The sequence below is a fragment of the Jannaschia sp. M317 genome, from assembly GCF_025141175.1.
Lineage (GTDB): Bacteria > Pseudomonadota > Alphaproteobacteria > Rhodobacterales > Rhodobacteraceae > Jannaschia.
On the sequence record NZ_CP081155.1, the window covers coordinates 1,438,085 to 1,464,436 of the forward strand.

Below are 26,352 nucleotides of genomic sequence, written 5' to 3' on the forward strand. Positions count from 1 at the left end.
TCAGGCACCATAATTCCATGTACGCCATGCTCGCAGGTGACCTTTTTCTCATCGCAGTTGATCGGCCCGGGCGGGCCGGACAAGTGAGAAGGGACCACTACTTGCTCACGGCTAGATGACGCTCCTACCTGAGCGTCAGGCTTCGCTTGCAACCAAATGTCCAGATCCGACTGATCGCAGGGCCACCCGTTTGGGCGGGTCGCCTACGCGGCGAACCGGGCTTGGCGGATCGCTGGCATGGACGGTTCGGGCGGGAAGGACCCTGGATGGATCAGGGTGCGGCACCGCGTCGATCAGGCGGCGGGTATAGCTGTGCTGTGGATTGCCAAAGACCTGCGCGCTGCTGCCAGTCTCGACGATCTGGCCCAGAAACATGACGGCCACGCGATCGGCGATGTTCTCGACAACCGCCATGTCGTGGGAAATAAAGAGGTAGGACATGTCCATCTCTGCCTTGAGTTCGGCCAAAAGGTCCAGAACACTCGCTTGGACCGACACGTCCAACGCAGACACGCTTTCATCTGCAAGTATCAGTTTGGGATTAAGCGCCAGCGCGCGTGCGATGCAAATGCGTTGCCTTTGCCCGCCCGAAAATTCGTGCGGATATCGGTCGAGCGCGTCACGCGTCAGGCCAACGCGGTCGAAAAGCGCTTCCGCCCGGGCGCGGCGCGACGCCGCGTCGCCGATCCCGTGGATCGTCAACGGCTCCATCACGAGGTCGCCCACGCGCATTCGACCGTTCAGCGCTGCCATCGGGTCCTGAAAGATCATCTGCATCTGCCGACTGGCGGCAAAGCGGGCGGCCGGTGTGCCGCCCAACGGTTTTCCGTCGAACTCCACGATACCCTGATGCGTGACCAACCCGGTGAGGGCGCGCGCGATTGTTGATTTGCCACAGCCGCTTTCGCCCACAAGCGCGAATGTCTCTCCGGGGTAGATGTCGAAGGTCACGCCTTCGACGGCGTGCACGCGGGACTGCGTTCGCCCCAAGATGCCGCCCTTGATGTCATAGGTAACGACCATGTCGCGGATCGAAACCAGCGGTCGCCTCGGCGTGTCTGCCGACGCCGCCCGGCCTTGGCCCATACGGGGCACGGCGGCCAGAAGCGCCTGCGTGTACGCCTGCTTCGGGGCCGAAAACAATTGGCCTACCGCGGCTGCCTCAACCATCGCGCCGGATTGCATCACCAGCACACGGTCGGCCATTTCCGCCACAACACCCATGTCGTGGGTAATAAGTATGAGGGCGGTGCCCAGATCACGGCTGAGGTCGCGCAGCAGGTCCAGCACCTCTCTCTGGACGGTCACGTCCAGCGCGGTCGTCGGTTCATCGGCGATGAGGATGTCGGGGCGCAACGCGATGGCCATGGCGATCACGACCCTCTGACGCATTCCGCCCGACAGCTCATGCGGATACTGGCCCAAACGTTGTTCTGGGTCGGTCAGGCGTACCGCCCGCAGCGCCTCTAGCGCGCGGGCGCGGGCCGCGTGACGCGACAGGGGTTCGTGCGCGCGCAGCGCCTCGACCAACTGATCTCCGATTCGCATGACTGGGTTCAGCGCGGTCATTGGTTCCTGAAAGATCATCGCGATGCGACTGCCGCGGATGGCTTGCAATTTCGTCTCGGCAAGCTTCGTCAGGTCGATGCCATCAAAGGTGATCGACCCGCCCGAAACATGCACGGCAGGCGGCGGCAAAAGGCCCATGATTGCCAGCGACGTCAGAGATTTACCGGACCCGCTTTCACCCGCGATGGCCAGCGTCTCGCCGCGCCGCAGATCGAAGGTCAGGCTGGTTACAAGGGGTTTGGCACCACCGTGCTGGCGCACGGAAATATCGAGGTCGCGCACGGACAGGACGACTGGGGCTTCCCCGGCGACCTCTGCCGCCGGGGAAAGGGATGCCTGCGCGGTCATTCGAAGACGATCCGCGGGAAGTAGAACGAGACGACCCAGTTCGGGGTGTCCACAATTTCCGAGATCCGCAGATCGCCGCAAGTGGAGACCAGCATGTAGGCGTCTTCGGGGGCCAGTTTCTGCGTCGCGCACAGGTGATCGACCATCTGCGCAACTGCATCGCGCGCGCCGCTCATCAGGTCCGGCCCGATGCCCGTCGTCACCTCATAGCCCTTGGCATCAAGGTGCCGCGTCACCGGTCCCGGCGTGGTAAAGCGCGGCATCTTGAGGTTCGCGCCCTTCACCAGATCCAGCGTCACGGTGGCGTCCATCGGGCTTTCGATGGCCGTACCGCAGACTTCGCCGTCGCCCTGTGCTGCATGCGTATCTCCGATCGAGAACAGCGCGCCCGCGACTTCGACCGGCAAGTAGAGCGTGGTGCCCGCCGCCAGATCACGGATGTCGAGGTTGCCGCCGACCCGCCGGGGCGGGACGATGGAATGCAGGCCCGGCTCGGCCAAGGCACAACCAATCGTGCCCGCGAAGGGCTTGAGCGGCACGGCCCCATGCTTGCCGAACAACGCCGGTTCGAGCGTGTCGGGATCGTACTTCCAGATCGTCAGCGCCGGGTCCTGAAACTGATCGGCAAGCAGGCCGAAGCCCGGGATGTTCGCCGTCCAGCCAAAGCCCGAAGGGGTGAACCCCTCGATCTTGATCTTCAGCGCGTCGCCCGGTTCGGCCCCATCGACGTAGATGGGACCGGAAACGGGATTGATCTTGCCAAAGTCGAGCGTGCGCACGTCATCGACAGTACTGGTCACGGTCAATTGCCCGGCGGAACTGTCGTGGCACTTGAACTCGATCGTCGATCCGGGGGCGACCGTCTCGACCGGGACAAACGAGTTGTCCCAGCCGAAATGGTGGCTTGCGCCGTGGATCGTGTAGTCAGGGCACTTATTGCACATCGGTGACGAACACGTAGTCGTAGTTGACGGGGATCGAGACCGGATCGACATAGAGCGCATCCGCCCCGCCCATCCGCTCGGACTTCATGGTGTAGCGCTGCTCGTTGAATACGGGCACCCAGGGCGCATCTTCCATGACGGCCATGTAGACGTCGGACCACATCTTCAGGCGGTCATCGACCATTGCGGGGTCTGTCATACTGTCGGCTTCAATCGCCATCGCGTCGATATCCTCGTTGCAGTACCACGACCAGTTCCAGCCACCCGGCACCGCCCCGTCGCACCCAAGGATGGGTCCGTAGAAGTTGGACGCATCCGGGAAGTCCGCGATCCAGGCCATGCCACCGGACCAGATCATCGGGGCCTGATCGGCCTCGCCACCAGCGGCGATGACGCTGGCTTGTGCAAGGCTCTGGATCGACGCGGTGATGCCGATCTGGCTAAGGTCTTGCTGGATGGCCTGCGCGATGCGCGGGTTCGGGTCGGTGTTCATCACGAAGAGTTCCGTCTCGAACCCGTCGGGGAAGCCTGCCTCGGCCAGCAGCGCCTTGGCCGCCTCCACATCATAGGCGTAGCCTTCGTAGCCTTCGGTGTATCCGGGCATCGACGGTGGCAGCGGCTGCGTAGCCGGAACGGCCCGGCCATTGATGACCTGCGTGATCCGCTCCTTGTTGATGGCCATGTTCACGGCCTTGCGCACGTCGACGTTGTCGAAGGGTGCGATATTGACGTTCAACGTGATGTAGCCGGTGTGCAGCTGCCCGCCCTCGATCACGCGGGAGGCCTGTTCAGGGTCGCCCATGACTTCCATGAATTTCGCAGGCGGGATGCCGTCGCCGGGCACGTCCACTTCGCCGTTCTGAAGACGCAGCAGGGCGACAATGGGTTCCTGCCCCACTTCGAAGGTTACCGAGTCCAGATACGGCAGCCCTTCACGCCAGTAGTCGGCGTTCTTCTCGAACACCAGGCGCTGACCGATGGTCCACTCGCTCAGCTTGAACGCGCCAGTGCCCATGGCCGTCTTGCCAAAGTCTGCGCCTGCTTCCTCGACCGCTTCCTTGGCGACGACGGAGGCGAAGTTCAGGCCCATGACATGCAGGAAAGTCGCGTCGGGACGCGAAAGCGCGATCTGGACGGTATAGGGATCGACAACGGTCACGCCTGACAGGCCCTCGGCCTCGCCCGAGGATACGGCGTCATAGCCCGCGATGGACCCGAAGAAGCCCGCACCGGGCGATTGTGTCTCGGGGTTGGTCACACGATCGAGGGAGTATTTCACGTCCTCGGCCGTCATTTCGCGGCCATTGTGGAACTTGACCCCTTCGCGCAGTTTGAAGGTGAAGGTCATGCCATCTTCGGAAATCTCGTAGCTCTCGGCCAGGCCAGGGCGCAGGTCGGTCGTGCCCGGCTCGTAATCCATCAGGCCGTCGTAGAGCGATTTGATCATCGACCAGTTCTGCCAGTCATAGCCGATGGCCGGATCGAGCGTGGCCACGTCATCCTTGTAGGTGATCGTGATGTTGCCGCCATACTGGGCGTCGGGGTCCGTCGCGGAATGCGCGTCGGCAGCAGCCAGCGTCGGCATCGCCAGGGCCGCGATGAGCGCGGTCGTGGTAAGCATGTTTTTCATCTGTCTCTCTCCTGTTGAAGTAGTTTGCTTTTCAGTTACCGGACCTTGATCCGGGGATCGGCCAGCAGCGACGCGATGTCGGCGACCAGATTTCCGATGACGATGGCGCAGGCGGACACCAGCGTGACGCCCATGATGATTGGAATGTCGACCCGTTGGATCGCCTGCCAGGCCAGCTGACCGATGCCGGGCCAGCCGAACACGCTCTCGACGACGACGATGCCCCCCATGAAGATGCCGACGTCGATCCCGATCATTGCGATGATGGGCAGGATCGCGTTGGGCAGGGCATGGCGGAACAGCACACGGGCCCGGCCCAACCCCTTGGCGCGGGCCGTGCGGATGAAGTCCTGGCGCAGCACGTCGATCATTGAGGACCGCATCATGCGGCTGTACCAGCCTGAGCCAAGGATCCCGAGCGTCACCGCCGGCAACACCAGATGCGCAAAGGTGCCGTAGCCCCCGATTGGGAACCACCGAAGCTGCACCGCGAAGACATAAAGCAGCAGCAAACCCACCACGAATTGCGGGGCGGACACGCCGATGAACGACACGATCATCAACGAATTGTCTGTGCCCGTGCCCCGGCGGATCGCGGCGATGACCCCCATCGTAAGGCCGAGAAGCAGTTCGCAGACGATTGCCCCCGCCATCAGCAGCAGCGAGGCGGGCAGACGCGACGCGATAAGCGTGCCGACCTCGGTTTTCTGCAGGTAGGAGCGGCCAAGGTCGCCCTGAAGCAGGTTGCCCAGATAGCGTAGGTATTGCACCGTAAAAGGCTGATCCAATCCCAATTGCGCGCGAATGTTTGCCACCGTCTCGGGCGTGGCCGAGCGGCCGGCGATCTGGCGCACCGGGTCGGCGGGAAACAGGTAGAGCAGGGCGAAGGTGATGAAGCTGACCCCCAGCAGGATCAGGGCCGACTGGATCAGGCGACGGGCGATGAAAGCCAGCATCAGGTCCGCCCCCGCTGCGTCGGGTCCAGGACCTCGCGGAAGGCATCGCCCACCAGGTTGAACGCCAGTGCCAGCGTCACGATGGCAAGCCCCGGAAAGAACACGAGCCAGGGGGCGGCCTGAAAATAGGTCTGGTTCTCGAAGATGATATTGCCCCAGCTGGGGGTCGGCGGCTGCACCCCCACGCCGAGATAGGACAGCGTCGCCTCCAGAAGGACGGTCGTCGAAATGCCCAAGGTCCCCCAGACGATGATCGTCGGCACCAGATGCGGCAGGATATGGCGGAACAGGATGCGCATGTGTCCGGCACCCAGCGTACGTTCCGCCGCGATGAACTCGCGCTGCGACAGGCTGGCGGTTTCTGCATAGAGGACGCGGGCCGTCTGCACCCAGTTCACGGTCGCGATGACCATCACCACGATCCACAGCGAAGGTTGAAAGATCGCCGCAAGACAGATCGCCAGCAGCAGCGCGGGAAACGCCATCATCAGGTCGGTCAACCGCATCAGGACACCGCCGAGGATGCCGCCGAAATAGCCGGCGGTCACGCCCACGAACGTCCCGATCAACAGGGCGACCCCATTGGCGAGCAGCCCGATGATCAGCGACGTGCGCGCGCCATAGAGGATGCGGGTCAGCAGGTCGCGTCCCAGCAGGTCCGTGCCCAAGGGGAACATCCCGCCCGGTGCCATTGGCGCGCCGGTGATGGAAAGGCCCTCGAACAGCTGCTCATTGGGATCGAACTGCGTCAGGTAGGGGGCGAAGATCGCGCCAAGCAGGGTCACGGCGATCAGGAATAGACCCAGCAGCGCCAGTTTCCGGCGGCGCAATCGTGTCCAGACACCCTCCTCGATCGGTGGGCTGGCGGCGGGGACGGTGTCAACTGCAGTCACGCAGACCTCCGGGCTTTTGCGCGCGCTCGACGACATGAACCGCAGCGGCTTCGATGGTCATTTGCCACGCCATCGCCATCTGGCGCAGTTGGTCGTAAGCGGCGTCCTGGTTCACGGCCTTGCGGGACAGAATGCTGACCGCTTGCACCACGGTCTGTCGGGCGGACAGGCGCTGGCGCAGCGCCGCGATTTCGGCAGCAAGACTGCGGCGCAGCTCGAACGCCTGCCGCGCGACCAGAAGTGCTGCGAACACGCCTTCCGCGCCCAACGGTTTCATCAACAGCGCATCGGCCCCCATCCGTGATGCCCATTCCAGCCGGCCCGGTGCCTCGGACCCGACCAGCGCGATCATCGGCATCGGTGCCTCGCCGGGGGCCCAAGGGAATTGTCCGTCGTGACCAAGGTCCACGTCGTAGAGGATCACATCAGCCTGAATGGCCGCCGACGGCAGTTCGGGCCAGGCGGTCTCGACGCTCAGGCCGATGGCGCGCAACTGCCGCAGCAGAAGCTGCAGGCGCTCATGTTCGGGGTGCAGTACGATGGCGCGCGCACCGTCGAGCCCGGCGATATCCATCCGCGGCATCATGCGCGCACCACCGACAGGCGCGGCCTGTCCAATTGGGGATGCCGCGTGGGTCGGGTCATGTAGGGGTCTGGCCGGATGTCACGCCAGTCGGCCAACACGTCGAAGGCACCACCGCGGACTTGCGCGATTTTTACGTCCAGCGTGCAATGTTGTGTCGCCGGGTCGATTCCGTAGGTCGCGCCATGCTCCGCGATAAAGGCATCGAAGGGGCCGGCTTCTTGCGCAGGCGACATGTCCGACAGGATCGCAGCAAGCGTGAGCACGGACCGGTAAGCCGCCAGCTCCAGAGACGAGCCGCGCCCAGCCGGTTGCACCCGGTCGCTGAACGACGGACCTACGGAGATCAGCCCCTCCGCGTCCGCGCCCAGAAGAGGCAGCTCGGCTTCGGTCAGGTTGCACGACAGAACGGGGCAGGTTTCGGGGCGGAAATAGGCGTCGCGTGCGCCCAGGGCCTGAAACGCCCGCAGGAACGCATAGGACGATGCCCCGACCAGGGAATTGAGAACGAACCGAGGCCGGGTCGCCTCGATCTCCGTGATCAGGCTGGCGACGTCTTCGTCTCCCAGAGGGAGAAAGCGCTCGCCCAAGACTTTGCCGCCTTCTGCCTCGGTCTGATGGCGGGCGAAACGGCAGGTCTCCCAACCCCAGATGTAATTCGACCCGACGAGGAACGCCGCGGTGCCGTACTCCCGCATGGCCCAGCCGAGGATGGGCAGAATGTTCTGGTTGGTGCAGGCGTGGGAATAGATGACGCGCGCGGACGTCTCGAACCCCTCATAGGGAACATTGTACCACAGCGTAGCCTCTGCCTTGTCCAGCGCCGGAATAACCTCCTTGCGCGAAGAAGAGGTTACGCAGCCGATGATGTGACGCGCGCCGGAAGATGCGAGAATGTCCGCGCACATGGGGGCGTACTGCTGCACGTCCCCACCGGGGTCACGCTCGACCGCCCGAAAGGTGACATTGGTCTCCGGCGACGTGTTGACCACTTCGATCGCGTCCATCGCACCCAGCCAGAGTGCTTCGGAAAGCGCGGAATAGGTGCCGCTGCGCGAGTAGAGGATGCCAAGATCGACGTTGGTTTTCATAAGTCCCCAAAAAGAAAAAGCCCCGCACGACCCCCTGAAAGGAAGGGTCGTAACGGGGCCTGATTGCCCAGCGGTCTGTCCGCGTGTGAGACTACGTTAAGGCAAGAGGTTGCAGACCTGTCTACGATTTCGGTCAGGTTTGTCGGTTCCCGACCTCGGAAACTGCGAGTTTTGCTTAATTTTTGCGCACATTATCCCAAATTTGGAGCGAGAAATGGCGCAACTGATCGCTTGGGCGGGCGGCTTGGCCCTCTTCACGTTTGCTGGCGACGACGACGATGGATAGCCCGTTGTCCCAGAATTTCGCACCGATGCCGCCGCTCGCGCCCACATCTGTCAGACCTGCCGATGCTTCCGGCAAGTCGGTCCGCGCGTCGAAGGGGCCTCGGCGGTCCGAACTGTGGTCAGGATCCGGTTGTCTCCTTGCGAATGGATGGCAAGAAAGAGCTGCGCGTTCCTTGTCACTTCGGCTTCGGCGCGAAGCTATACGCCCATCGTCAATTCGAGACCTCGCGCAGCGCCGCGGCCGGCAGCCGGCAGCAGGCCGAATAGGGCAACCTGGGCGACGACCCCGAACATCAGCAGATGCTTCGGTTCGGTGAAGGTGGTGGTCGCCACATTCTGGATCATGTCCCGATCGATCATCACGCCGAGTGTGTCCATGTAGTAGGATGACGCCGCTGACACGATCAGCATTACGGTGAGTGCGGGCCGGACAATGGGCCTGAAGCTGGTCACCCCGACGAAGGAAGCGAGAAGCGCGTACAAGGCGAGCCCGAACACGACGAGTTGCCCGGGGTGGCTCTGAAATATTTCGGCCCCCCACGACCAAAAGGTCGCGTTGTAGGCCGCCATCAATAGGGCCGCGACGAGCAGCGAGAGCGTCCCAGCCGAGAGCGCGATGCGTAGGCCGCCGGGATCGGTGAGGACGGGACGGGTATCTAGAGCGTTTTGCATTGGGGCCTGCGGGTTGGTTGCCCCGGTCTTCGGCCACGTCAACGTTATCTCAGGATTACGGGGATCACTCATACGATCTTTGCGGTTCCAGATACCGCGCTCCCATCGGTCTCGGAAAACCATGCGGTCATTCAAGCGGATTATTTCAGACACGCTGGAGGCCGGTGTCGCAAAGGAAGGGACCGAACCCGGCTATCGTCGAAGTGGCGGGCTGGTTGTGCCGTGTATCGACATGTCCCCATCACAGGTTCGTCTGGCGGCACCCGCGGCATCAAGATGTGGGCGTCGGGGGGTCTTTGAGGAAATGTGTCGGATAGGCCTGGCGGCCAAGATCGCTGCTGTGCGGGTGACAGCGGGGTGAGGGACGTTGATGCAGATGGAACGGATCAATTCACAATCTGTGCCCGGTAGACGGACCCTCAGAACTGCGTGCACCCCAAGAGGGCCGCGCTGTCTTCTTCTGCCACGAAGATGGTCGGATTGCTGTGCAGGCGGAATTTGCAGGAATCCTGGAACACATTGATCATTGGGTCCGGCGCACATCTGGCGATGGCGCGACCGACGCTGCCTGCAAGAAACGTCCCGCGGGAAGGCATGTAGCTAAGCGAAAGATCGCGCAGAAGCAGACCTAGAAGAGATGCGTATGTGTCAATTGCGTCGGAAATCTTCGCCTCTGCGGGGTCTCCGTAGTTCTTGATCGCGGATTCGCCCGATACGTAGTCCGAGCCGGTCATCTGCCGGCAGAACGCGGTCAGACCGCGGCCCGAGAACAATGTCTCGACGGTGGGAAACCGCTTTGGGTTGCAGGCGTGATCATCCAGTCTGGACGCGATGGCCGAGGGCATCGAGATGTGTCCCGCCTCGGCTGGTGGACAAACGGTACATTGGTCTTTGGTGATCACCTGACTGATGTTGAACCCTGTTCCGATCCCTACGATCAAGGCTTGGCCATTCGGGTCGTCGGGAATGTCCTGCCCGCAGATCTTTGTCACCTGATCCGTTCCAAGCAACGGCACGGCGTATCCCAAGGCCCCAAGATCGTTCAGCAATACCACGCGTCGGCATGAAAAACTCTGCGCCAGATCATCTGCGATGATGGTCCAGTTTCGGTTGGTCAGCTTGGCGCGGCCCGCGTGGACGGGCCCTGCAACGGCGATGACCATCTCATCGATCACGGTATCGGGATGCGCGCGGCAAAACGCGCGCAGCACGTCATCCAGGCTGTCCCACTCTGCGTTGGTGAATCGCGCGACGGAACCATGATCGACCCCACCATTGGCGCACAAAGCCACGCGGGCATTTGTGCCGCCAATATCCGCAACAAGTCGCATGACCTAGTTCAAACGCTCGCCGGTTTCCGGAGCAAAGTAGGACACCTTGCCAAGATCAAACGTGAGATTGAGGTTTTGCCCTGCGACCGCACCTGTTTCTGCATGTAGGCGTGCCGTCACGTGCTTGCCGCCCAGTTGCATCACCGCGAAGGTATCCGCGCCTGCAGGTTCGACGATATCGATCAGGCAGTCGGCCTCCTGACGTCCTTCACCCCCCCGCAAGGACGCGTCAGCGATGTCTTCGGGGCGCACGCCCAGAATGACATTCTCCGGCAAGTCCGTGTTCTTGGTGTCGATCAAGGTGATCGGTGCACCCGTTTCACGAGCGATCTCGATTTCCACACCATTGCCGTTTGCCTTGGTTCTGGCCGGGATCAGGTTCATTGCGGGGCTGCCCATGAAATCTGCGACAAACAGATTGGCCGGATGGTTGTAGATTTCGGACGGGGTTCCGATCTGCTGGATAATGCCGCCTTTCATCACAACGATCTTGGTCGCCAGTGTCATCGCCTCGATCTGGTCGTGCGTCACATAGACCATGGACGCGCCAAGGCGCTGGTGCAGGGCCTTGATTTCGGTGCGCATTTCAACGCGCAACTTTGCGTCAAGGTTGGACAGGGGTTCGTCAAACAGGAACAGTTTTGGATCCCGAACAAGCGCCCGGCCCATTGCAACGCGCTGACGCTGGCCACCGGACAATTGACCCGGTTTGCGGTTCAAGAGCGGCTCGATCTGCAGTTGGGTCGCGACGTGCTTCAGCTTTTCGTCCTGGACCGACTGCTCGATGCCACGCACCTTCATGCCGAAGGTGATATTCTTGGCGACAGTCATTGTCGGGTAAAGCGCGTAGGACTGGAACACCATTGCGATGTCGCGGTCCTTGGGGCTGACGTGGGTCATCTCCTGGCCGCCGATGCTCAGCTTTCCGCCTGTGATCGGTTCCAGCCCGGCGATGCAGTTCAGAAGCGTGGATTTACCGCAGCCGGATGGGCCCACAAGCACAAGGAAGTCACCCTGTTCGATCGCGACATTGATGTCTTTGAGGATTTCAACAGACCCATAGCTTTTGAACAGGTTGTTGATTTCGAGAATGGGAGCCATGGGTCAGCCTTTCACGGAGCCAGCGGTGAGGCCGCGGACGAAGTATTTGCCAGCGACGACATAAACAAACAGCGTTGGCAGGGCGGCGATGATCGCAGCGGCCATGTCCACGTTGTAGGCTTTGACGCCGGTGGTCGAATTGACGATGTTGTTGAGCGCGACGGTCACAGGCTGCGTGCCTGCCTGACTGAAGGATACGCCGAACAGGAAGTCGTTCCAGATTTGCGTGAACTGCCAGATGACGGTCACAACGATGATCGGCAGCGACAGCGGCAGGAAGATCGACCAGAAGATGCGGAAGAACCCCGCGCCATCTACCTTGGCGGCCTTTGTCAGCTCGGACGGGATCGACACGTAATAGTTGCGGAAGAACAGTGTCGTGAACCCAAGGCCATAGATGACGTGGACAAAGATGAGCCCCGGAATTGTGCCCGCCATTCCCATCAGGCCCAACATGCGCGCCATGGGCAGCAGGACAACCTGGAACGGAATGAAGCAACCAAACAGCATGAGCGCAAAGAACAGGTTTGCCCCCTTGAACCGCCACTGAGCCACGACGTAGCCGTTCAACGCGCCGATCAGGGTCGAGATCATCACCGCGGGAATCGCGATCAGAACGGAGTTCCAGAAGTAGGGGCGCACGCCTTCACACTGGATTCCGGTACAGGCACCCGACCATGCCGTGCGCCACGCATCAAACGTGACCTCGCGCGGCAGGGAAATCAGGTCGCCCGTGCGGATTTCATCCAGGCTTTTGAACGATGTCGTCACCATCACAAACAGCGGCATCAGGTAGAACAGCGCGAACAGGCCAAGCATGACATAGAGCGTCCAACGCAAGGCGATCTTGCCCGTGCGGCTGCCCGATTGAGGAGGGGTGTAGGACATATCAGTCATCTTTGGTCCTCAACTCTGAGTAGAGGTAGGGCACCACGATCGCGAAGACGACCATCATCATGATCATCGCAGAACTGGCCGCCTGGCCGATGTCGCCACGCGAAAACGCCATTGTATACATGTAGGTAGCCGGCAGATCGGTCGCGTAACCGGGGCCGCCGCCGGTAAGTGCAATCACCAGATCAAAGCTCTTGATCGCAAGGTGCGACAGCACGATGAACGCAGACAGGAAAATCGGGGCCATCGCGGGAATGATGATCGCGGTATAGACGCGCCACGTCGGGATGCCGTCGACCTGGGCGGCTTTGATGATCTCTTGATCAACGGACCGCAGACCAGCCAGAAACAGCGCCATCACAAACCCGGAGCTTTGCCAGATCGCCGCGATCACGACCGTGTAGATCGCCATGTCCGGATCGACGAGCCAGTTAAAGGTGAACGTCTCGAACCCCCAACCGCGGACCGTGGCCTCCAGACCCAGTCCCGGGTTCAAGATCCACTTCCACGCCGTACCGGTGACAATCATCGAAAGCGCCATCGGATAAAGATAAATCGTGCGGATCGCCCCCTCGGTACGAATGTTCTGATCCAGCAGGATAGCTAGGATCAGCCCCAGGATCATTGCAATCACAATGAACAAGAACCCGAACACGAACAGGTTGGTAAAGGCCGTATCCCATCGGGGGGAATCGAACAGACGGTCATATTGAATAAGTCCGTCAATCTCATATCTTGGCAAAAGCCGCGACCGCGTAAATGAAACCCAAGCCGTCCAGCCGATAAAGCCATAGACGAAGATCAGGACAACGATAAACGAGGGGGCCAATACCAATTTGGGCATGTGTTCTTCAAGCCACTTGGTCATTGGATTTCTTTCTAAAGCCCCCCCACGAAAACGCGTGGGGGGGAGAGGGAGGAAGGTCGACTACAGGCTGTTCGCGATTGCGTTGGCCAACATCTGAACCGCATCCGCAGAGGACATGTCAGAGTTGAAGTGTGCGGTCACGGTATCGGTGATCGCACCAGCCTGCGCGCCGCGAAGCGCCATGCCGTGGGCGTAAGACGGCAGAAGAGACCCATTTTCGTTGCTTGCGGCCATGTCATCGGAGGACAAGACAGCACAGCTGTCAAAGTTATCCAGGGCGACGTCCGTGCGTACCGGGATAGACCCCTTGTTCAGGTTGAAAACCTCCTGGAAGCTTTCGCCAACAACCAGTTCAGCCAACAGGGCCTGACCCGCCTGCTTGTTGTCGCCGTCAACTGCGAACATCGCGAAGCTGTCGACGTTGTAGAGGAAGCCTTCGCCGGGGGTGGACAGGCAAAGGAAGTCTTCGCCCGGGACCTTACCTGCCGCCATGAATTCGCCCTTGGCCCAGTCACCCATGATCTGGAACGCCGCTTCGCCGTTCATGACCATTGCGGTTGCCAGGTTCCAGTCGCGACCCGAGAAGTTCCCGTCAACGTAGCCGCGCATTTTGCGCATTTGGTCAAAGACCGCGACCATGCCGTCGGACTTGACTGCGTCCATGTCCAGATCGACAAACGCCTTGCGGAAACCGTCAGCGCCCAGGATGCCCAGAGCAACGGCTTCGAACACGGTCGCGTCCTGCCAGGCCTGACCACCGTGGGCCAACGGGATGATGCCCGCCGCTTGCAACGTGTCAGCAGCAGCGTTGAATTCGTCCCAGGTTGTCGGCATTTCGATACCGTTTGCAGCCAGTACCTCGGCGTTCGCCCAGATCCAGTCAACGCGGTGCACGTTCACAGGGGCCGCACACCACGTGCCTTCGCACTGCATGTGGCCGGCGATTGCAGCCGGCAGAACCTCGGACCAGTTGTTGGCTTCGGCAACAGCCGAGATGTCGGCAAGAACGCCTTCCTCATACCATTCCTGGATTGCGGGGCCTTTGATCTGAGCGGCTGTCGGGGCATTGCCCGCCAGAACGCGTGCCCGCAGCGCCGTACCCGCAGCGTCACCGCCGCCGCCAGCGACCGGCATGTCCGTCCAAGTGCCACCGTTTGCAGCGAACTCTTCTTGCAGAACGGCGACAGATTTCGCTTCGCCGCCGGATGTCCAGTAGTGCAGAACTTCTGCCTCTGGCGATGCATGGCCGTCTGCAAATGCAGCGGTGGATGCAACGATCGCCATGCCGGAAACTGCACCAAGAAGTTTAAGCGTCATTTTTTGATTTCCTCCCAGAAATACGTTCGCCCCGACGTGGGGTGGTGGCATAGATACGCCTCACCTCTGCCTAGCTTTGCAATTAGTGCAGGGCGGGTATTCCGGGCCAAATCGCGAATAATGGCCGAGTTCGTTACACGATGTTACGTTGCTCTCGATTTTGTTGCACGCTGTTACATAGATGCTGACGCATTGGGCGGATGCGCCCGCATGTTGCAGCAAGGAGAGGCAGCCCATGACGATCCCGCGCATCCTTGTCGTCGATGATGATTATGACATGCGTCAGATGATGACGCAGTTCTTGCGCCAGAACGGATCGATTGCTTTGCCTGCCTCAAACGAGCGCGAAGTGCGGTCTCATCTGGATGGCGGACGTGTGGACCTGATCCTCTTGGACGTGATGCTCGGCGACGAAAGCGGGCTCGAAATTTGTGGTCGTTTGCGCCATGAACAAAGCGTTCCCGTGATCATGGTGTCCGCGCTTTCGGCCGATCATCAACGCATGGCCGGCTATGCCGTCGGTGCCGATGACTATATCGCCAAGCCGTTCAATCCCGAACTGCTGCTGGCCCGGGTCAAGGCGGTGCTGTCGCGTGCGCGGCGATCATCATCCTTGGTGCATCGGCGAAATACCAGGACCTTTACCTTCGAGGGGTGGACCTATCACGCCAAAACCGAAGAAGTGCTGTCCCCCGAGAACGTCCAAGTTGCCTTGTCGCGCCGCGAAATCGCGCTGTTGCAGGTGTTGTTGGCCAACCCGCATATCCCGTTGACCCGCGCCGAAATCGCGACCGCTCTGGATGTTACCGGCACCTCGTCCCAATCGACCGAGGCGATGGGGCGGTCCATCGACGTCCTTGTCGGGCGCCTGCGCAACAAGATTGAAACAAACCCCAAGGCCCCAAGAATCCTAAGGACGGAACGCGGTGTCGGTTACGTCTTTTCCGTCGACGTCGTGGCCCGGGACGGTTGATCGGTGCCATGACAAGCCTGCGCTTCATCGGCCTGATTTCAGTCAGCGCGGCATTCCTGGCGGGTGCGTTTTCGGTCTGGCTGTGGACCCAGTCGACCGCCAGTTGGCGCGACCATCAAAGCGCCGCCTATGTTGCCGGTGTGACGCTTTATGATGCCTTGCAGAACGGCACTGCACCGCCAACCGGGGTCACACTTCGGGCCCTGTCGCCCGAGGATCAAGCCTTGGCCGCGACGGGTCAGTTTCGCCAGATTACGGGGGGCACATCCGCGTCGCGCCTGACGATCATCCCGATTTCCGCCGACATCACGCCGCAGCGGATCGGAGCGCCCCTGACGCTTGCCATTCTGTCCCCTGACATCACCTACAACATCGCCGATCTTCCCAACCGCGAAGGTCAGACTGCGGCGGAAACGACCGGGGCCGTCACGCGCAAGTTCGCGTCCTTTTGCAGCGACCCGGTTGTTGTCGCGAAAATGGGCGACGCTCCCTGGCTGAGCATCGAAGGGGCGCAGGTTTGGGGGTGCGCCGCAAGCCCCCCAGACCGACGGCTCTTGGCGGCCATTCTGGCGGTCTTGGCGATGGGTACGATGATCACCCTGGCGTTGAACCTGTCGTCAGACTTCACGGCCTTCGCGCATCAACTGCGCAATCGCCGCCGCGTCGGTGGCCCGACAAGGTACGATGCGACGGGCCCGCAGGAGCTGCGCGATATCGTGACAGCCGTAAACAGCTATCTGGAGGTCGAGCGGGATCAATTGGCCAGTCGCGCCGCGGTTCTGTCCGGTGTCAGCCACGACCTCGGCACGCCTGCGACCCGCTTGCGTCTGCGCGCCGCGCTGATCCCTGACAAGGAGCTGCGGCAGAAATTCGAAAACGACATCGACACGATGACAGGCATCATCGAAAGCGTGCTGACCTACACCAACGCCGAAATGAATTCAGAGGCCCCGCGCAAGCTGTCACTGACCTCTCTCGTGGATGCCGTTGTGGCAGACTACCAGGACGTCGGGCAGCCTGTCATGTTGCAACAAGCCAAAGAGGTGATTGTCCAAGGCGGAAGGTCCATCTTCATGTCGCGCCAAGGACAGGGCGTGGTGCCGTCTGAACACGACATCATCGTTTTTGCCCGTCCCGTGGCATTGCAACGCGCAATCACCAACCTGATCGAGAACGCCCTGAAATACGGACGCCGCGCGCATGTATCGATTGCGGCGAACGCCCGAACAGCCACCGTGGTGATCGAAGACGAGGGCACCCAGACATCCGCCCAGGACATCGAAGCCCTGATGGCTCCGTTCCAGCGCGGCGAAGACACTGCCACCATCGACGGGCACGGCTTGGGCCTGACGATTGTCGCAACGATCGCCAAACTGCACGGCGGTTCGTTGGCCTTTGAAGACGTTTCCGGTGGCGTGGCTGCAAAGCTGGAGATTCAGCGCAATTGAACCTGTGAGAAGACGCAAGCCTCTGCTCAAGACCATACTGGCCGAACCGATAGGCCGCATCGACAGAAGACAGGATGACGCGCTGCGATGGCCGGCCAGACGACGTCATCTATCGATGCCACGCGCTGCATGACCGTGATGTTCCACGGAACCGGCAACGCTTCTCCGCGTTTGTGTCCGCTAACGAGAAGTGCCACATCTTCTTGAAGGCGTTTGTCTCTGGAGTGCCTCGATGGCCAGAAAATCTCGTACCTTCGTCGTGATCGGATTGGGCACCTTCGGCGGCACACTTGCCCGCGATTTGCAGCGGTTTGGCAATCACGTGATTGGCGTCGACCTAGATGAGCGTCATGTCGCCCCCTACGCTGACGACCTCGGACAAGCTCTTATTCTTGATGCCCGCGACGACGCAGCTTTGCGCGCGGCGGGCATTGACGCGGTTGATGTCGGGATTGTCGCGATCGGCACCGACATCGAAGCCAGCGTTCTTGCGACGATCAACCTAAAGACCATTGGCGTCGAGACCATCTGGGCCAAGGCCACATCCAAGAACCATCACCGCATCCTGTCCAAGCTTGGTGTGGATCGTGTTGTCCATCCAGAACGCGAGATAGGACAGCACGTGGCCCAGGTTTTGAACAATCCATTGGTTCGCGACTACGTCAGCCTTGGCAACGGACAGCATGTGGTCAATTTCCGCGTCCCATCAAGCCTGCAGGGAAAAACGCTTGCCGGTCTGTCATACGAACGAGATCATAATCTACGGTGTATTGGCGTTCTCAGGGGCACCGACTACGTGGGCCACGACGGCAAAAGCTGTGAGTTGGAGGAAGACGACCTGCTCTTGCTGCTGGGAAGCCGCCAGGACCTTCGCGATTTCGCAAGCTTGCTTTAGTCGACAGCCATGGCGCGATTTCGGTTTTCAATGACAAGCAAGCGGTTCAGTCCGCCTGCCGTTCTCGCTGCAATTTACGCGATCTTCATTTTTCTTGGCGCGGTCGCGCTACGCCTGCCGTGGAGCAACTCTGGCAACGTGACGTTCAGCGACGCTTTTTTCACCGCGGCATCTGCCGTTACGGTCACGGGGCTCGTCGTCGTCGATACAGGTTCGGATTTCACGCTGATCGGTCAGGTGATCATCGCATTTCTTGTCCAGATCGGCGGATTGGGTCTCATGACCTTTGCGGCGTTGCTTCTGACGATGCTGGGTCTGACCATTGGCATGCCTCAGCGTCTTGTGTTGCGAGACGAGCTTGGCCAGACCAGTGTCAGCGAATTGATGGCGCTCGTCAGAATTGTCGTGATCGTCGCGCTCGCCGCAGAAGCCGTCGCGACTGTCATTCTAATGACCGTCTTCGTTCCCGAATTCGGGTGGGCCCAGGGATTCTGGCAGGCATTGTTCCATGCAATTTCGGCTTTTAACAACGCTGGCTTCTCGCTCTTTGCTGACAGCCTTATGGGGTACGTCGCAAATCCGACTGTCAACATCACGATTACGGTCCTGTTCATACTCAGTGGCCTGGGATTCGTTGTATTGGCGGACATGAACCGGCAACGGCGATGGTCAAAGCTGAACCTGCATAGCAAGTTGATGTTGACCGGAACGCTGTTTCTTATCCTGTTTTCATGGTTGATGTTTGCCATTCTGGAATGGAGCAATCCCGCAACTCTTGCAGGTCTCGAAAGCGACGGCGCAAGGCTGCTTGCAAGTTGGTTCCAGGCGGTGACCCCGCGCACTGCGGGCTTCAATACGCTCGACTATGCCGTCATGGAAGACAGCACGACCGTCATGACGCTTGCTCTCATGCTGATCGGAGGGGGACCTTCCTCTACTGCGGGCGGGATCAAGGTTACGACCCTGATTGTTCTGGCACTCGCGACGCTTGCCTTTTTCCGCAAGCAAGAGCGCCTTCACATTTTCGGTCGAAGTCTTGGAATTTCGGAAATCATGAAGGTGCTGTCCCTTACGTCGATTTCGATCTTTCTCGTTTTCGTCGGTCTGTTTTTGATCTCGCTGACGTACCGGGGCGATTTTCTAGATCTCCTGTTCGAAGTCTGTTCAGCTTTCGGCACGGTCGGTTTGTCACGCGGCGCGACAGGAGAGCTTGACGAATTCGGCCGGGTCCTGATCGCACTGATCATGTTCGTGGGCCGCCTTGGCCCCCTGACCCTGGCGTTTTTCCTGGCGTCACAGGTCAGGCCCAAAGTCGGATACCCGGAAGGCAAGGTTTTCCTGGGTTAGGGGGGCGTCGCATGGGATCGGCCTGAGTTACCCTCTGAAATTCTGACACTGAGATAAGCTACGATTTGCAGTCTGCTGATCTTCGACGAAAAGGAGGTTGGGTAATCCCCCCATTTCCGCTCTTTGAGCCCAGAGACGGTTCCGGTGCGTGTCGACGGCGAACGCGGTGGTGCGACACGTTCAGATCGATCCCACTCGGCGCATTGATCATGGGCGGCCCGGACACGTCGCCCCACCGCAAAGGCCGTGGCTGAGCGCGACAAGACGCCCTTCCAAACGATCCGGCCAGATGGTGACGCTCAACCAAGTTGGACAGGCGACAACGGGGGTCAGACCTATTCGGAATGGATATCCCAATCCGAATAGAACGCGCGCACAATCGGCAGCGCCGCGGCGGCCATTTCACGGCGGGCGGCTTCGGCCGGTGTGTCGGGCCGATTGAGGGCCCGGTTGATTGCGGCATGGATTTCGTCCCGGTCGATCCGCGTGAACTGCCCCCGATCAAAGACCACTTCGCCGCCAATCAGGACCGTCTTCACGGCGCCGCTACGGGCACGACGGATCAAGACATCCACCATGCCGATCGCTGGGTCCTGCCACGGTTGCGTCACCGCCTTCCAATCGACCAAGACAATGTCCGCCAGCCCCCCGACCGCCAGGCGTCCGATATCCTGTCCGAAGGGTGTCGTTGCCGCGCCATGCTGTGTCGCCATACGCAGCACCTGCGCCGCCGTCGGGGCCTTGGCGTCGTGACCTGCGGGGCGGTGAAGGGTGAGAGCCATCCGCATCTCCTGCAGCATGTCACGGTCGTCATTGATCCCCGCCTCGTCGATGCCAAGAGCACAGGGAATCCCCGCGGCGAGAACGGCGTTCAGGTCCAGTGTCCCACTCTTCAGACGAAGGTTGGAGGAACAATTGTGGCAAAGGCAGGCGCCCCGCTCGGCCAGCAACGCCAGATCATCAGGTGTCATCCAAGTGCCGTGCCCGATCGTCAGGCGGGGGGTAAGCAGGCCGAACTGATCGATGTATTCCACCGCGGATCCGCCGGTGCGGCGCCGCGCGTATTCCTTCTGGTACGGGGTTTCCAGCAGGTGCATGTGCATCGGGGCACCGGTTTCCTCGGACAGGCGGGCGGCCTGTTCCAAGGCGGCATCCGAAAGCCAATGCAGGTTGGCTGGCGCGATCTGGATGGCGATACCGGGCGCGTCTGCCCAGATATCGCGCAGGGCGCGGAACACTCCGATCTGGTCATCCAGCGGCAAGGCGAAACCACCAAGATAGGCGGCCATGGGGGCGCGGGCGTCGGGGGGCAGCATTTCGATGAACGTCTCATCGGCGGCGTAGATCATGCGGTTCTGATCACGCAGGGCGAAAGAATAGCTGACCCGCATTCCAATGTCCTGGTAGGCCCCGAGAATGGCCTGGGCACGCCCGACCACTGCGGTTTGGTCGCCGGGCGCACGGCTGTGCAGGTGCTGCACGGTCGTGACCCCGGACGCGATCATTTCGAAGGCGGAAAACAGGGTGTCCAGACGCGGATCGACATCGCGCATCGCCAGTCGTTCGGCGAACCATAGCTCAAGAGGTTGATCCGTCGCGCCCATTTGAAACGGGGTCAGGCCGACGTGATGGTGCGCGTTGATCAGCCCGGGGATCGCCACGTAGTCCCGCCCCCCTATCTCGGGCGTGCCGGGGTGGTCGCGGCGCAACGTCTCGGTCGGTCCGATGGCCGCGATACGGTCACCGACGATCAAGAGGGCACTGTTGTCGAGGATCTCCGGCGCACCCCGCGCATCGAACCCGGTCAAGATACGGTCAGCGACGACGAGTTTATCGGTCATGTTTTCCCCTTTGCGCGGCAGAGTGCCAGGAGGACGGCTTCGGGGACGGGTTCGATCAGCGGCACCGACAACCTGTCGCGGAGCGTTTCAGCCGCCTGCGCCAGAGGTCCGCCCCCGATGATCACCGCCTCTGCGCCCCCCTCCGAAATCGCCGCTTCGCAGGCGGCATGCAGGGCGCAGGTCAGCTTTCCAGGATCGGCCGTCAGTTTGACAGGGTCTCCGGGTGTCAGCCAAACGCCCGCGAAATTGGCGTGGCCCGCAGCCGCGACCCCCGCCCGGATCGAAGCGCAGAGATCGGGCGTCGTGGTCGCGACCGCGAAACGCCGCCCCCCCATTCCCGCCGCGTGCATCGCGGCCTCGGCAATTCCGGTGACGGGGCAGGGCACGCGCGTGCGCAATGCCGCCAGCCCCGGATCGCCGTAGGCGGCGACGATCACCCCATCAAATCCGCGCAACGCCGCGTCAAGGGTCACGACGGCATAGGCTGCCTGGGCGAGTGCCTCTTCATTGGTGATAAGGGCGGCCCCGAACGGCGCGGTGAATCCGGTGATGTCGATCCCCCCCCGCGCGGCGATGGCGCACATCGCGCGGGTGACCGCGACGTCGGTGTTGGGATTGACGAGGGCGAGTTTCATGTCGCGGCGATCCAGGCGCGGGCGATCTGCTCACGCGATGCCACCCAGAGCCGGTCCTTGCGGGCGGCCAGAACACTCAGAATGGTATCGAACGCCTTGAACCGGCCGGGTCGTCCGACGATCCGCAGGTGGAACCCGATGTTGAGAAGTCGCGTCCGCCCCCGAGCCGCCTCCGTCTCCAGCACGTCGAGCGCGTCGGTCACATAATCCACCATGTCTGCGGCCCGCACAAAGCCGTTCGGGTGGAAAAACTTCATGTCGTTGCTGTCTAGGGCATAGGGGACCACGGTCAGGGGGCCGTCAGCGTAAGGAAGATCATCGTCGAACCCGTTCGACGTGTAGAGATAACCACGGTCTGCCAGCAGGTCGCGGGTCCAGGGGCTTTCGGCACCGCGACAGAAGAACCCCACGGGCGGCTTGCCAGTGACGCGCGCGATGGCTTGCCCCGCGCGATCGAGATCGCGGGCCTCGGCGTCGGGATCATCGTAGTCGGCATGGGGACGCCAGAGCCAGCCGTGACAGGCCACCTCGTGCCCGTCCTGTGCAAACCGGTGAGCGACGGGGGCCGCGCGTTCCACGGCGCGACTGCAGGCAAAAATCGTGGCGGTCACGTCGTGGTGCGTCAGCGCATCGGCCATCCGCCACGCCCCTGATCGCGGCCCATAGGCGAAAATCTGCGCTTGCCCGGGATCAGCTCGGCCGTCCGGAACGACGCTCAGAACCTCGCCCATTCTCTCGGTGACGGGATCACCATCGATCACCTGCTGCTCCGCGCCCTCCTCCAGGTTGATGACGACCGACACGGCGAGCCGCGAACCGTTCGGCCAGACGACATCGGGCGTCTGGCCACCGTATCCGACGAGATCGCGGATCATCCGGAAAAACCCGCTGGACAGGCACGCGGTTGCCATACGGGCAGGGATCTGGCGGCCCGCCAGTGGCGCGCGATATCGGCGCGGGTTGCAAACCAGACGCCGTCGGCCGCCAGTGCATGATCGAGGAACATCTCCAGCCCGGCGATCCGGCCCGGCCGACCGATCATGCGGGTATGCAGACCAATGGACAGCATCCGCGGCGCGCGCAGGGACTCCGCCAGAAGTCGATCGAAGGCGGCGATACAGTAGCGCGCGAAATCCTCTGCAAAGACGAAGCCGCCCCGATTGAAAAACCTCATGTCGTTGGTGTCGAAGGCGTAGGGCAGAACGACATGCGGCCCCGCGATGCCATCTACCAAATACGGAAGGTCGTCGTTGTAGGCGTTACTGTCGTATAGAAATCCGCCCTGTTCGATAAGCAGATCCCGTGTCCGCAGCGACGTGGCAGACCGCGTGTGCCACCCCAGCGGAGGCGACCCGGCGGTGCGGGCGATCGCCTCGACCGTGCGGGCGATGGCGCGTCGTTCCGTGGCCTCGTCCATATGTACGTGCCGTTCCCAACGCCAGCCGTGCGCCGCCACCTCGTGTCCGTCGGCAACCGCCTGCTGGGCGATCCAGGGGGTCCGTTCCAGCGCGCGGCCGCAGGCATTCAGAGTGGCGGGCAGGTCCCGCGTGCGCAAGGCATCCCGGATACGCGGCCATCCGGCACGGGGCCCGTATTCATAGTGACTTTCCATGCAGAGGTCGCGTTCCCCCTCGATCAGTTCCACCGCTTCGTAGATCGACTCGTTTCGCGCGTCGCCTTCGCCCAGCGACAGTTCCGCCCCTTCTTCGATGTTGACCACGATGGAGACTGCCAGCCCTGCGCCATTGGGCCAGCGGACATCCGGCACGCCGTGACGATAGCCTTCGAAGTCGCGCTGGGTCATGCCCGGGCGGCCTCCATGAAACGGGCACAGGCGTCGGCATCCCATCGGATCAGATCATCGGGCGCACCGCACATCAGGGCCGAACTCACCACCACGCCGTCGGATGCCCCAAGCGCGTCGCGAACATTTTCGTTGGTCACGCCCCCACCGATCAGGATCGGCTTGCGCACACCCGCCGTGCGAACCGCCGCGATCCGGTCCAGGGTGTCTTCAAAACTGCTGCCGGTGATGACCAGCCCATCGGCCCCGGCCTTTGCGGCCCAGCCCGCGGCAACGGCCTGGGACTCCGACGACAGGGGTACGGCCGTTCGATCATGCACGTCCGACAGCACGGCGATATCCTCTCGCCCGATCCGCCGCCGGTGGGCCATCGCCTGTGGGGCCAGCGCGTGGCGCGGGCCGAAGGCGGTCATCGCGCCCCCGACGAAGACCTTCAGCCGGACGAAATCTGCACCCGATGCCGCTGCCACCGACAAGGCAGCCTGTGGGTCGTGCGCTTCGATGATGATCCCCAGACCAAGCGAGGGCACTTCGGCTCGGACCAGCCGTGTCAGCGCGGCCATCGTGGCAATCGTCTCGGACGCGGCCGGGCCGTCGGTTGGCGTCTGGTCCTGGATCTTGACCCAAGGCACGCCGGCATCCGCAAAAATCCGGGCATTGGTGACAGCATAGTCTTCCAGCCAGGCCATCGAGCGTCCCGCCCCAGGGGACGGCAAGTGCAGCGCGGCGATAACGGTGGGACGTTGGGTGAACAGCTGTTGGGTCATTCGGGCGTCACTTTCGAAGAATTCGGGATCAGGGCGCGCATTCGGCTGCGATCGACGGGCAGCGCCCCATCGGCCCCGAAATGGCGAACGACACGGCCCGCAGAGAGCGCGCCAAATCGCGCGGCCCGCAAGGGATCGGATGTCTGGACCAGACCGGCCAGGAAGCCACCGCAAAAGGAATCCCCTGCGCCGGTCGGGTCGATGGCCTGCACGGAGTCGGCCGGGACCAGCGTGGCAACGCCTTGTGCGCGGTCCCAGACCAGGACGCCGCGCGGGCCCAGCTTGACGGCAACCGCGCCCGGACACCGTTTTGCCAGAACGGCCAGCGCGTCCGACAGCTCCGCGCCGGGCACGAAGCGACGCAGTTCGACCTCGCTGGGCAGAAAGGCATCCAGACGCGAGAGGATCGGGGTCAAATCATCAAGGTGATGTGCGGCCAGTTGCCATCCGGGATCGGCCACGGTCGTCATGCCGGCGGGCGTGCGGTCCAGCATGGCCTGCATGACCGCCGGCCCGGACGGCGCGAGGAGCATTCCTTGGGCCTGCCAGAAGTCCGCCGGGACCTGGGCGGGGCTGAGCGGGTTCTGCACGCGGAACGCGGCGTACCCGATATCGTCCGGCTGTTGCCGTCCTGAAAGCAAGGTGTGCCATCGGGCACGTTCCGCGGGCGTCAAACGGTCGGTGGGGAACCCCGCCGCGGCCAGATCCTCCGGCGCGCTCTGCAAGCTTTCGTCCCGGTCGCCGTTGGGCTCATAGAAAAACCAAGTTCCCGCACGAAGCTCAGTGGGCACAAAGGCCACGCCCCGCAGGTCGACGCCCCCCGCGACCAACCGGTCCAGCACGGTCGTCGGGTAGCTTGAAACGGCCTGGCTGACCAGCCCGACCCGCTTGACCCAGTGGAGCGCGCCGACCGCGCCATAGGCCCCGTTCCCGCCCGCCTGACCAAGGCCGAGCGTCCCATCCGCAGCCACGACGTTGTCGACGGTCAGGCCGCCGACAGTGATCAGATCAGGGACGCCCGGCGGCATCAGATCGACTGTCGCGGTGCGCCAAGGCCGACCGCATCCCGTTCGACCGCCGCGTGATAGCCAAAAAGATGCAGCGGAACGGAATAGACCAGCGGCGCCACAAGGCCGGGGACATGGGGCAGGTGCCAGGCCTCGTCCGCGACGGCGGCAATCTCCTGCTCGCCCTCCGGGACAAGCGCGAGGCAGAACCCGTCCTCCCCTTTGCTCATGATCGCGGTTTCAAGCGCGCGGGTATGGCTGGCTTCGTCCGCCGCGACGAGAAAGATCGGGTCGCCAGCCTTCTGCGTGCGATAATGGTGATATTCCTCCAGAGGGAAGGCAATCGCGTGGATCGGGGCCAACTCCTTCAGCTTTGCAGCCCCGAAGGCGGCGGGCGCATAGAACGGCCCCGCCCCGGCCAGCAGCACCAGATCAGCCCGCGCCAGTTTGCGGGCGAGCCTTTGCGCCGGTGCCCAGAACGCCTTGGAAACCGCGTCCACCTGATCGGGCAGGTCGGCCAGCGCCGCGTCGATTGCGTCTGCAACGTCCGCGCGCCCCCGTGCCCGCGCAACCGCCGCACCAAGCGCCAGCTTGAGCGCCATCGCTGCCGTCGATGACTGCGTGGGCCAGCCGCCCCGGGTTGCATGAATGTGCAGCGCGCCCGGAAACTGTTCCATAAGCGGAGAGCCGAGTGTGTTCGACAACCCGATCACGTAGGCCCCTTGCCCTGCCGAGGCGGCCAGTCCGTCCATGACAGGTTCCGTCTTGCCCGAAGAACTGAGGCCGATCGCCACCGTTTCCGCATCCATGACGCCGGTGCCGTAGGTCGCGAAGTCGAATGCCTCGTAGGGTTCACACGGACAGCCGAAGGCCTGTTCCAGCGCGGGGCGAACCCCGTATCCGGAAATCCACGAGTCGCCGCACCCCACCATGACGACGCGTTTGACCGTCCGATCCGCAAGATCGCGCCCGATCTTCGCAAGCGGTTCGACGTTGGCGGCCAGGGTCGCCCGGATCGCGTCGCCCTGCGTCATCATCTCGGTGCCTGTCAGTTCCACGCGCCGGAACCGCTCCTTGTCACCGGGTGCGTCCGAAGAGGATTCGCGACGAATTTCCTTGAGGCGGTCCTGGATGCCCATCATCATATCTCCTG

25 protein-coding genes are annotated in these 26,352 nt (G+C 62.2%); 4 read left to right on the forward strand and 21 right to left on the reverse strand.

The annotated features are described in order from the left end of the window. Nucleotides 1-135 precede the first annotated feature (135 nt). From K3551_RS07390 to K3551_RS07455, 14 genes are all read right to left on the reverse strand, one after another. Nucleotides 136-1,917, reverse strand: a complete 1,782-nt coding sequence (locus K3551_RS07390; protein WP_259918862.1) for an ABC transporter ATP-binding protein — start codon at nt 1,915-1,917, stop codon at nt 136-138. Continuing rightward, a complete protein-coding gene (locus tag K3551_RS07395) occupies nt 1,914-2,861 on the reverse strand; it encodes an acetamidase/formamidase family protein (protein ID WP_259918863.1) in 948 nt (315 codons plus the stop codon). The genes K3551_RS07390 and K3551_RS07395 overlap by 4 nt, the downstream gene beginning before the upstream one ends. Next, nucleotides 2,851-4,491 carry an ABC transporter substrate-binding protein gene (locus K3551_RS07400; protein ID WP_259918864.1) on the reverse strand — a complete coding sequence of 547 codons (1,641 nt, stop codon included), beginning with the start codon at nt 4,489-4,491 and terminating at the stop codon, nt 2,851-2,853. Before K3551_RS07400 ends, K3551_RS07395 begins: the two co-directional genes overlap by 11 nt. Before the next feature lie 35 nt (nt 4,492-4,526). Then, the gene (locus K3551_RS07405; RefSeq protein ID WP_259918866.1) at nt 4,527-5,447 is read right to left on the reverse strand and encodes an ABC transporter permease; all 921 of its coding nucleotides are present in this window, start codon (nt 5,445-5,447) and stop codon (nt 4,527-4,529) included. Continuing rightward, nucleotides 5,447-6,340, reverse strand: coding sequence for an ABC transporter permease (locus tag K3551_RS07410; protein ID WP_311199774.1), 894 nt, complete (start codon nt 6,338-6,340; stop codon nt 5,447-5,449). Before K3551_RS07410 ends, K3551_RS07405 begins: the two co-directional genes overlap by 1 nt. Further along, nucleotides 6,327-6,926 (reverse strand): ANTAR domain-containing response regulator, encoded by a 600-nt coding sequence (locus tag K3551_RS07415; RefSeq protein ID WP_259918868.1) that lies wholly within the window; start codon nt 6,924-6,926, stop codon nt 6,327-6,329. The genes K3551_RS07410 and K3551_RS07415 overlap by 14 nt, the downstream gene beginning before the upstream one ends. Beyond that, nucleotides 6,923-8,014 carry a transporter substrate-binding protein gene (locus tag K3551_RS07420; protein WP_259918870.1) on the reverse strand — a complete coding sequence of 364 codons (1,092 nt, stop codon included), beginning with the start codon at nt 8,012-8,014 and terminating at the stop codon, nt 6,923-6,925. Before K3551_RS07420 ends, K3551_RS07415 begins: the two co-directional genes overlap by 4 nt. 175 nt (nt 8,015-8,189) lie before the next feature. Further along, on the reverse strand, nt 8,190-8,375 hold the full coding sequence (locus K3551_RS07425) for a hypothetical protein (RefSeq protein WP_259918872.1): 186 nt from the start codon (nt 8,373-8,375) through the stop codon (nt 8,190-8,192). Between the two features lie 122 nt (nt 8,376-8,497). After that, nucleotides 8,498-8,971 (reverse strand): DUF1705 domain-containing protein, encoded by a 474-nt coding sequence (locus K3551_RS07430; protein WP_259918873.1) that lies wholly within the window; start codon nt 8,969-8,971, stop codon nt 8,498-8,500. A 419-nt stretch (nt 8,972-9,390) separates the two neighbouring features. Then, on the reverse strand, nt 9,391-10,302 hold the full coding sequence (locus K3551_RS07435; RefSeq protein WP_259918874.1) for a glucokinase: 912 nt from the start codon (nt 10,300-10,302) through the stop codon (nt 9,391-9,393). Nucleotides 10,303-10,305: 3 nt separating this feature from the next. Next, on the reverse strand, nt 10,306-11,403 hold the full coding sequence (locus K3551_RS07440; RefSeq protein ID WP_259918876.1) for an ABC transporter ATP-binding protein: 1,098 nt from the start codon (nt 11,401-11,403) through the stop codon (nt 10,306-10,308). Nucleotides 11,404-11,406: 3 nt separating this feature from the next. After that, nucleotides 11,407-12,300: a carbohydrate ABC transporter permease gene (locus K3551_RS07445; RefSeq protein ID WP_259918878.1), complete on the reverse strand. Its 894-nt coding sequence runs from the start codon at nt 12,298-12,300 to the stop codon at nt 11,407-11,409. Beyond that, nucleotides 12,293-13,165, reverse strand: coding sequence for a carbohydrate ABC transporter permease (locus K3551_RS07450; protein WP_259918879.1), 873 nt, complete (start codon nt 13,163-13,165; stop codon nt 12,293-12,295). Before K3551_RS07450 ends, K3551_RS07445 begins: the two co-directional genes overlap by 8 nt. Before the next feature lie 60 nt (nt 13,166-13,225). Next, nucleotides 13,226-14,482 (reverse strand): ABC transporter substrate-binding protein, encoded by a 1,257-nt coding sequence (locus tag K3551_RS07455; protein WP_259918880.1) that lies wholly within the window; start codon nt 14,480-14,482, stop codon nt 13,226-13,228. 235 nt (nt 14,483-14,717) lie between these two features. Here K3551_RS07455 and K3551_RS07460 point away from each other — a divergent pair, with 235 nt between their 5' ends. From K3551_RS07460 to K3551_RS07475, 4 genes are all read left to right on the forward strand, one after another. Beyond that, nucleotides 14,718-15,455, forward strand: a complete 738-nt coding sequence (locus K3551_RS07460; RefSeq protein ID WP_259918881.1) for a response regulator transcription factor — start codon at nt 14,718-14,720, stop codon at nt 15,453-15,455. Nucleotides 15,456-15,463: 8 nt separating this feature from the next. Continuing rightward, complete coding sequence (locus K3551_RS07465; protein ID WP_259918882.1) at nt 15,464-16,903, forward strand: sensor histidine kinase KdpD; 1,440 nt, start codon at nt 15,464-15,466, stop codon at nt 16,901-16,903. A gap of 232 nt (nt 16,904-17,135) precedes the next feature. Next, on the forward strand, nt 17,136-17,798 hold the full coding sequence (locus K3551_RS07470; protein ID WP_259918883.1) for a TrkA family potassium uptake protein: 663 nt from the start codon (nt 17,136-17,138) through the stop codon (nt 17,796-17,798). Between the two features lie 9 nt (nt 17,799-17,807). Further along, nucleotides 17,808-19,145 (forward strand): TrkH family potassium uptake protein, encoded by a 1,338-nt coding sequence (locus K3551_RS07475; protein ID WP_259918884.1) that lies wholly within the window; start codon nt 17,808-17,810, stop codon nt 19,143-19,145. Nucleotides 19,146-19,480: 335 nt separating this feature from the next. Here K3551_RS07475 and K3551_RS07480 read toward each other — a convergent pair whose 3' ends face one another. The 7 genes from K3551_RS07480 to K3551_RS07510 are packed head-to-tail and all read right to left on the reverse strand — an operon-like array spanning nt 19,481 to nt 26,344. Next, a complete protein-coding gene (locus K3551_RS07480; protein WP_259918885.1) occupies nt 19,481-20,986 on the reverse strand; it encodes an amidohydrolase family protein in 1,506 nt (501 codons plus the stop codon). Beyond that, nucleotides 20,983-21,621 (reverse strand): aspartate/glutamate racemase family protein, encoded by a 639-nt coding sequence (locus K3551_RS07485; protein ID WP_259918886.1) that lies wholly within the window; start codon nt 21,619-21,621, stop codon nt 20,983-20,985. The genes K3551_RS07480 and K3551_RS07485 overlap by 4 nt, the downstream gene beginning before the upstream one ends. Beyond that, entirely contained in the window at nt 21,618-22,496 is an 879-nt protein-coding gene (locus tag K3551_RS07490; RefSeq protein WP_259918887.1) for a polysaccharide deacetylase family protein, read from the reverse strand. Before K3551_RS07490 ends, K3551_RS07485 begins: the two co-directional genes overlap by 4 nt. Beyond that, complete coding sequence (locus K3551_RS07495; protein WP_259918888.1) at nt 22,493-23,425, reverse strand: polysaccharide deacetylase family protein; 933 nt, start codon at nt 23,423-23,425, stop codon at nt 22,493-22,495. The genes K3551_RS07490 and K3551_RS07495 overlap by 4 nt, the downstream gene beginning before the upstream one ends. Beyond that, the gene (locus tag K3551_RS07500; protein ID WP_259918889.1) at nt 23,422-24,192 is read right to left on the reverse strand and encodes a BtpA/SgcQ family protein; all 771 of its coding nucleotides are present in this window, start codon (nt 24,190-24,192) and stop codon (nt 23,422-23,424) included. Before K3551_RS07500 ends, K3551_RS07495 begins: the two co-directional genes overlap by 4 nt. Then, nucleotides 24,189-25,220 (reverse strand): carbohydrate kinase family protein, encoded by a 1,032-nt coding sequence (locus tag K3551_RS07505; protein WP_259918890.1) that lies wholly within the window; start codon nt 25,218-25,220, stop codon nt 24,189-24,191. Before K3551_RS07505 ends, K3551_RS07500 begins: the two co-directional genes overlap by 4 nt. Then, the gene (locus K3551_RS07510) at nt 25,220-26,344 is read right to left on the reverse strand and encodes an SIS domain-containing protein (RefSeq protein ID WP_259918891.1); all 1,125 of its coding nucleotides are present in this window, start codon (nt 26,342-26,344) and stop codon (nt 25,220-25,222) included. Before K3551_RS07510 ends, K3551_RS07505 begins: the two co-directional genes overlap by 1 nt. Between the last annotated feature and the right edge of the window lie 8 nt (nt 26,345-26,352).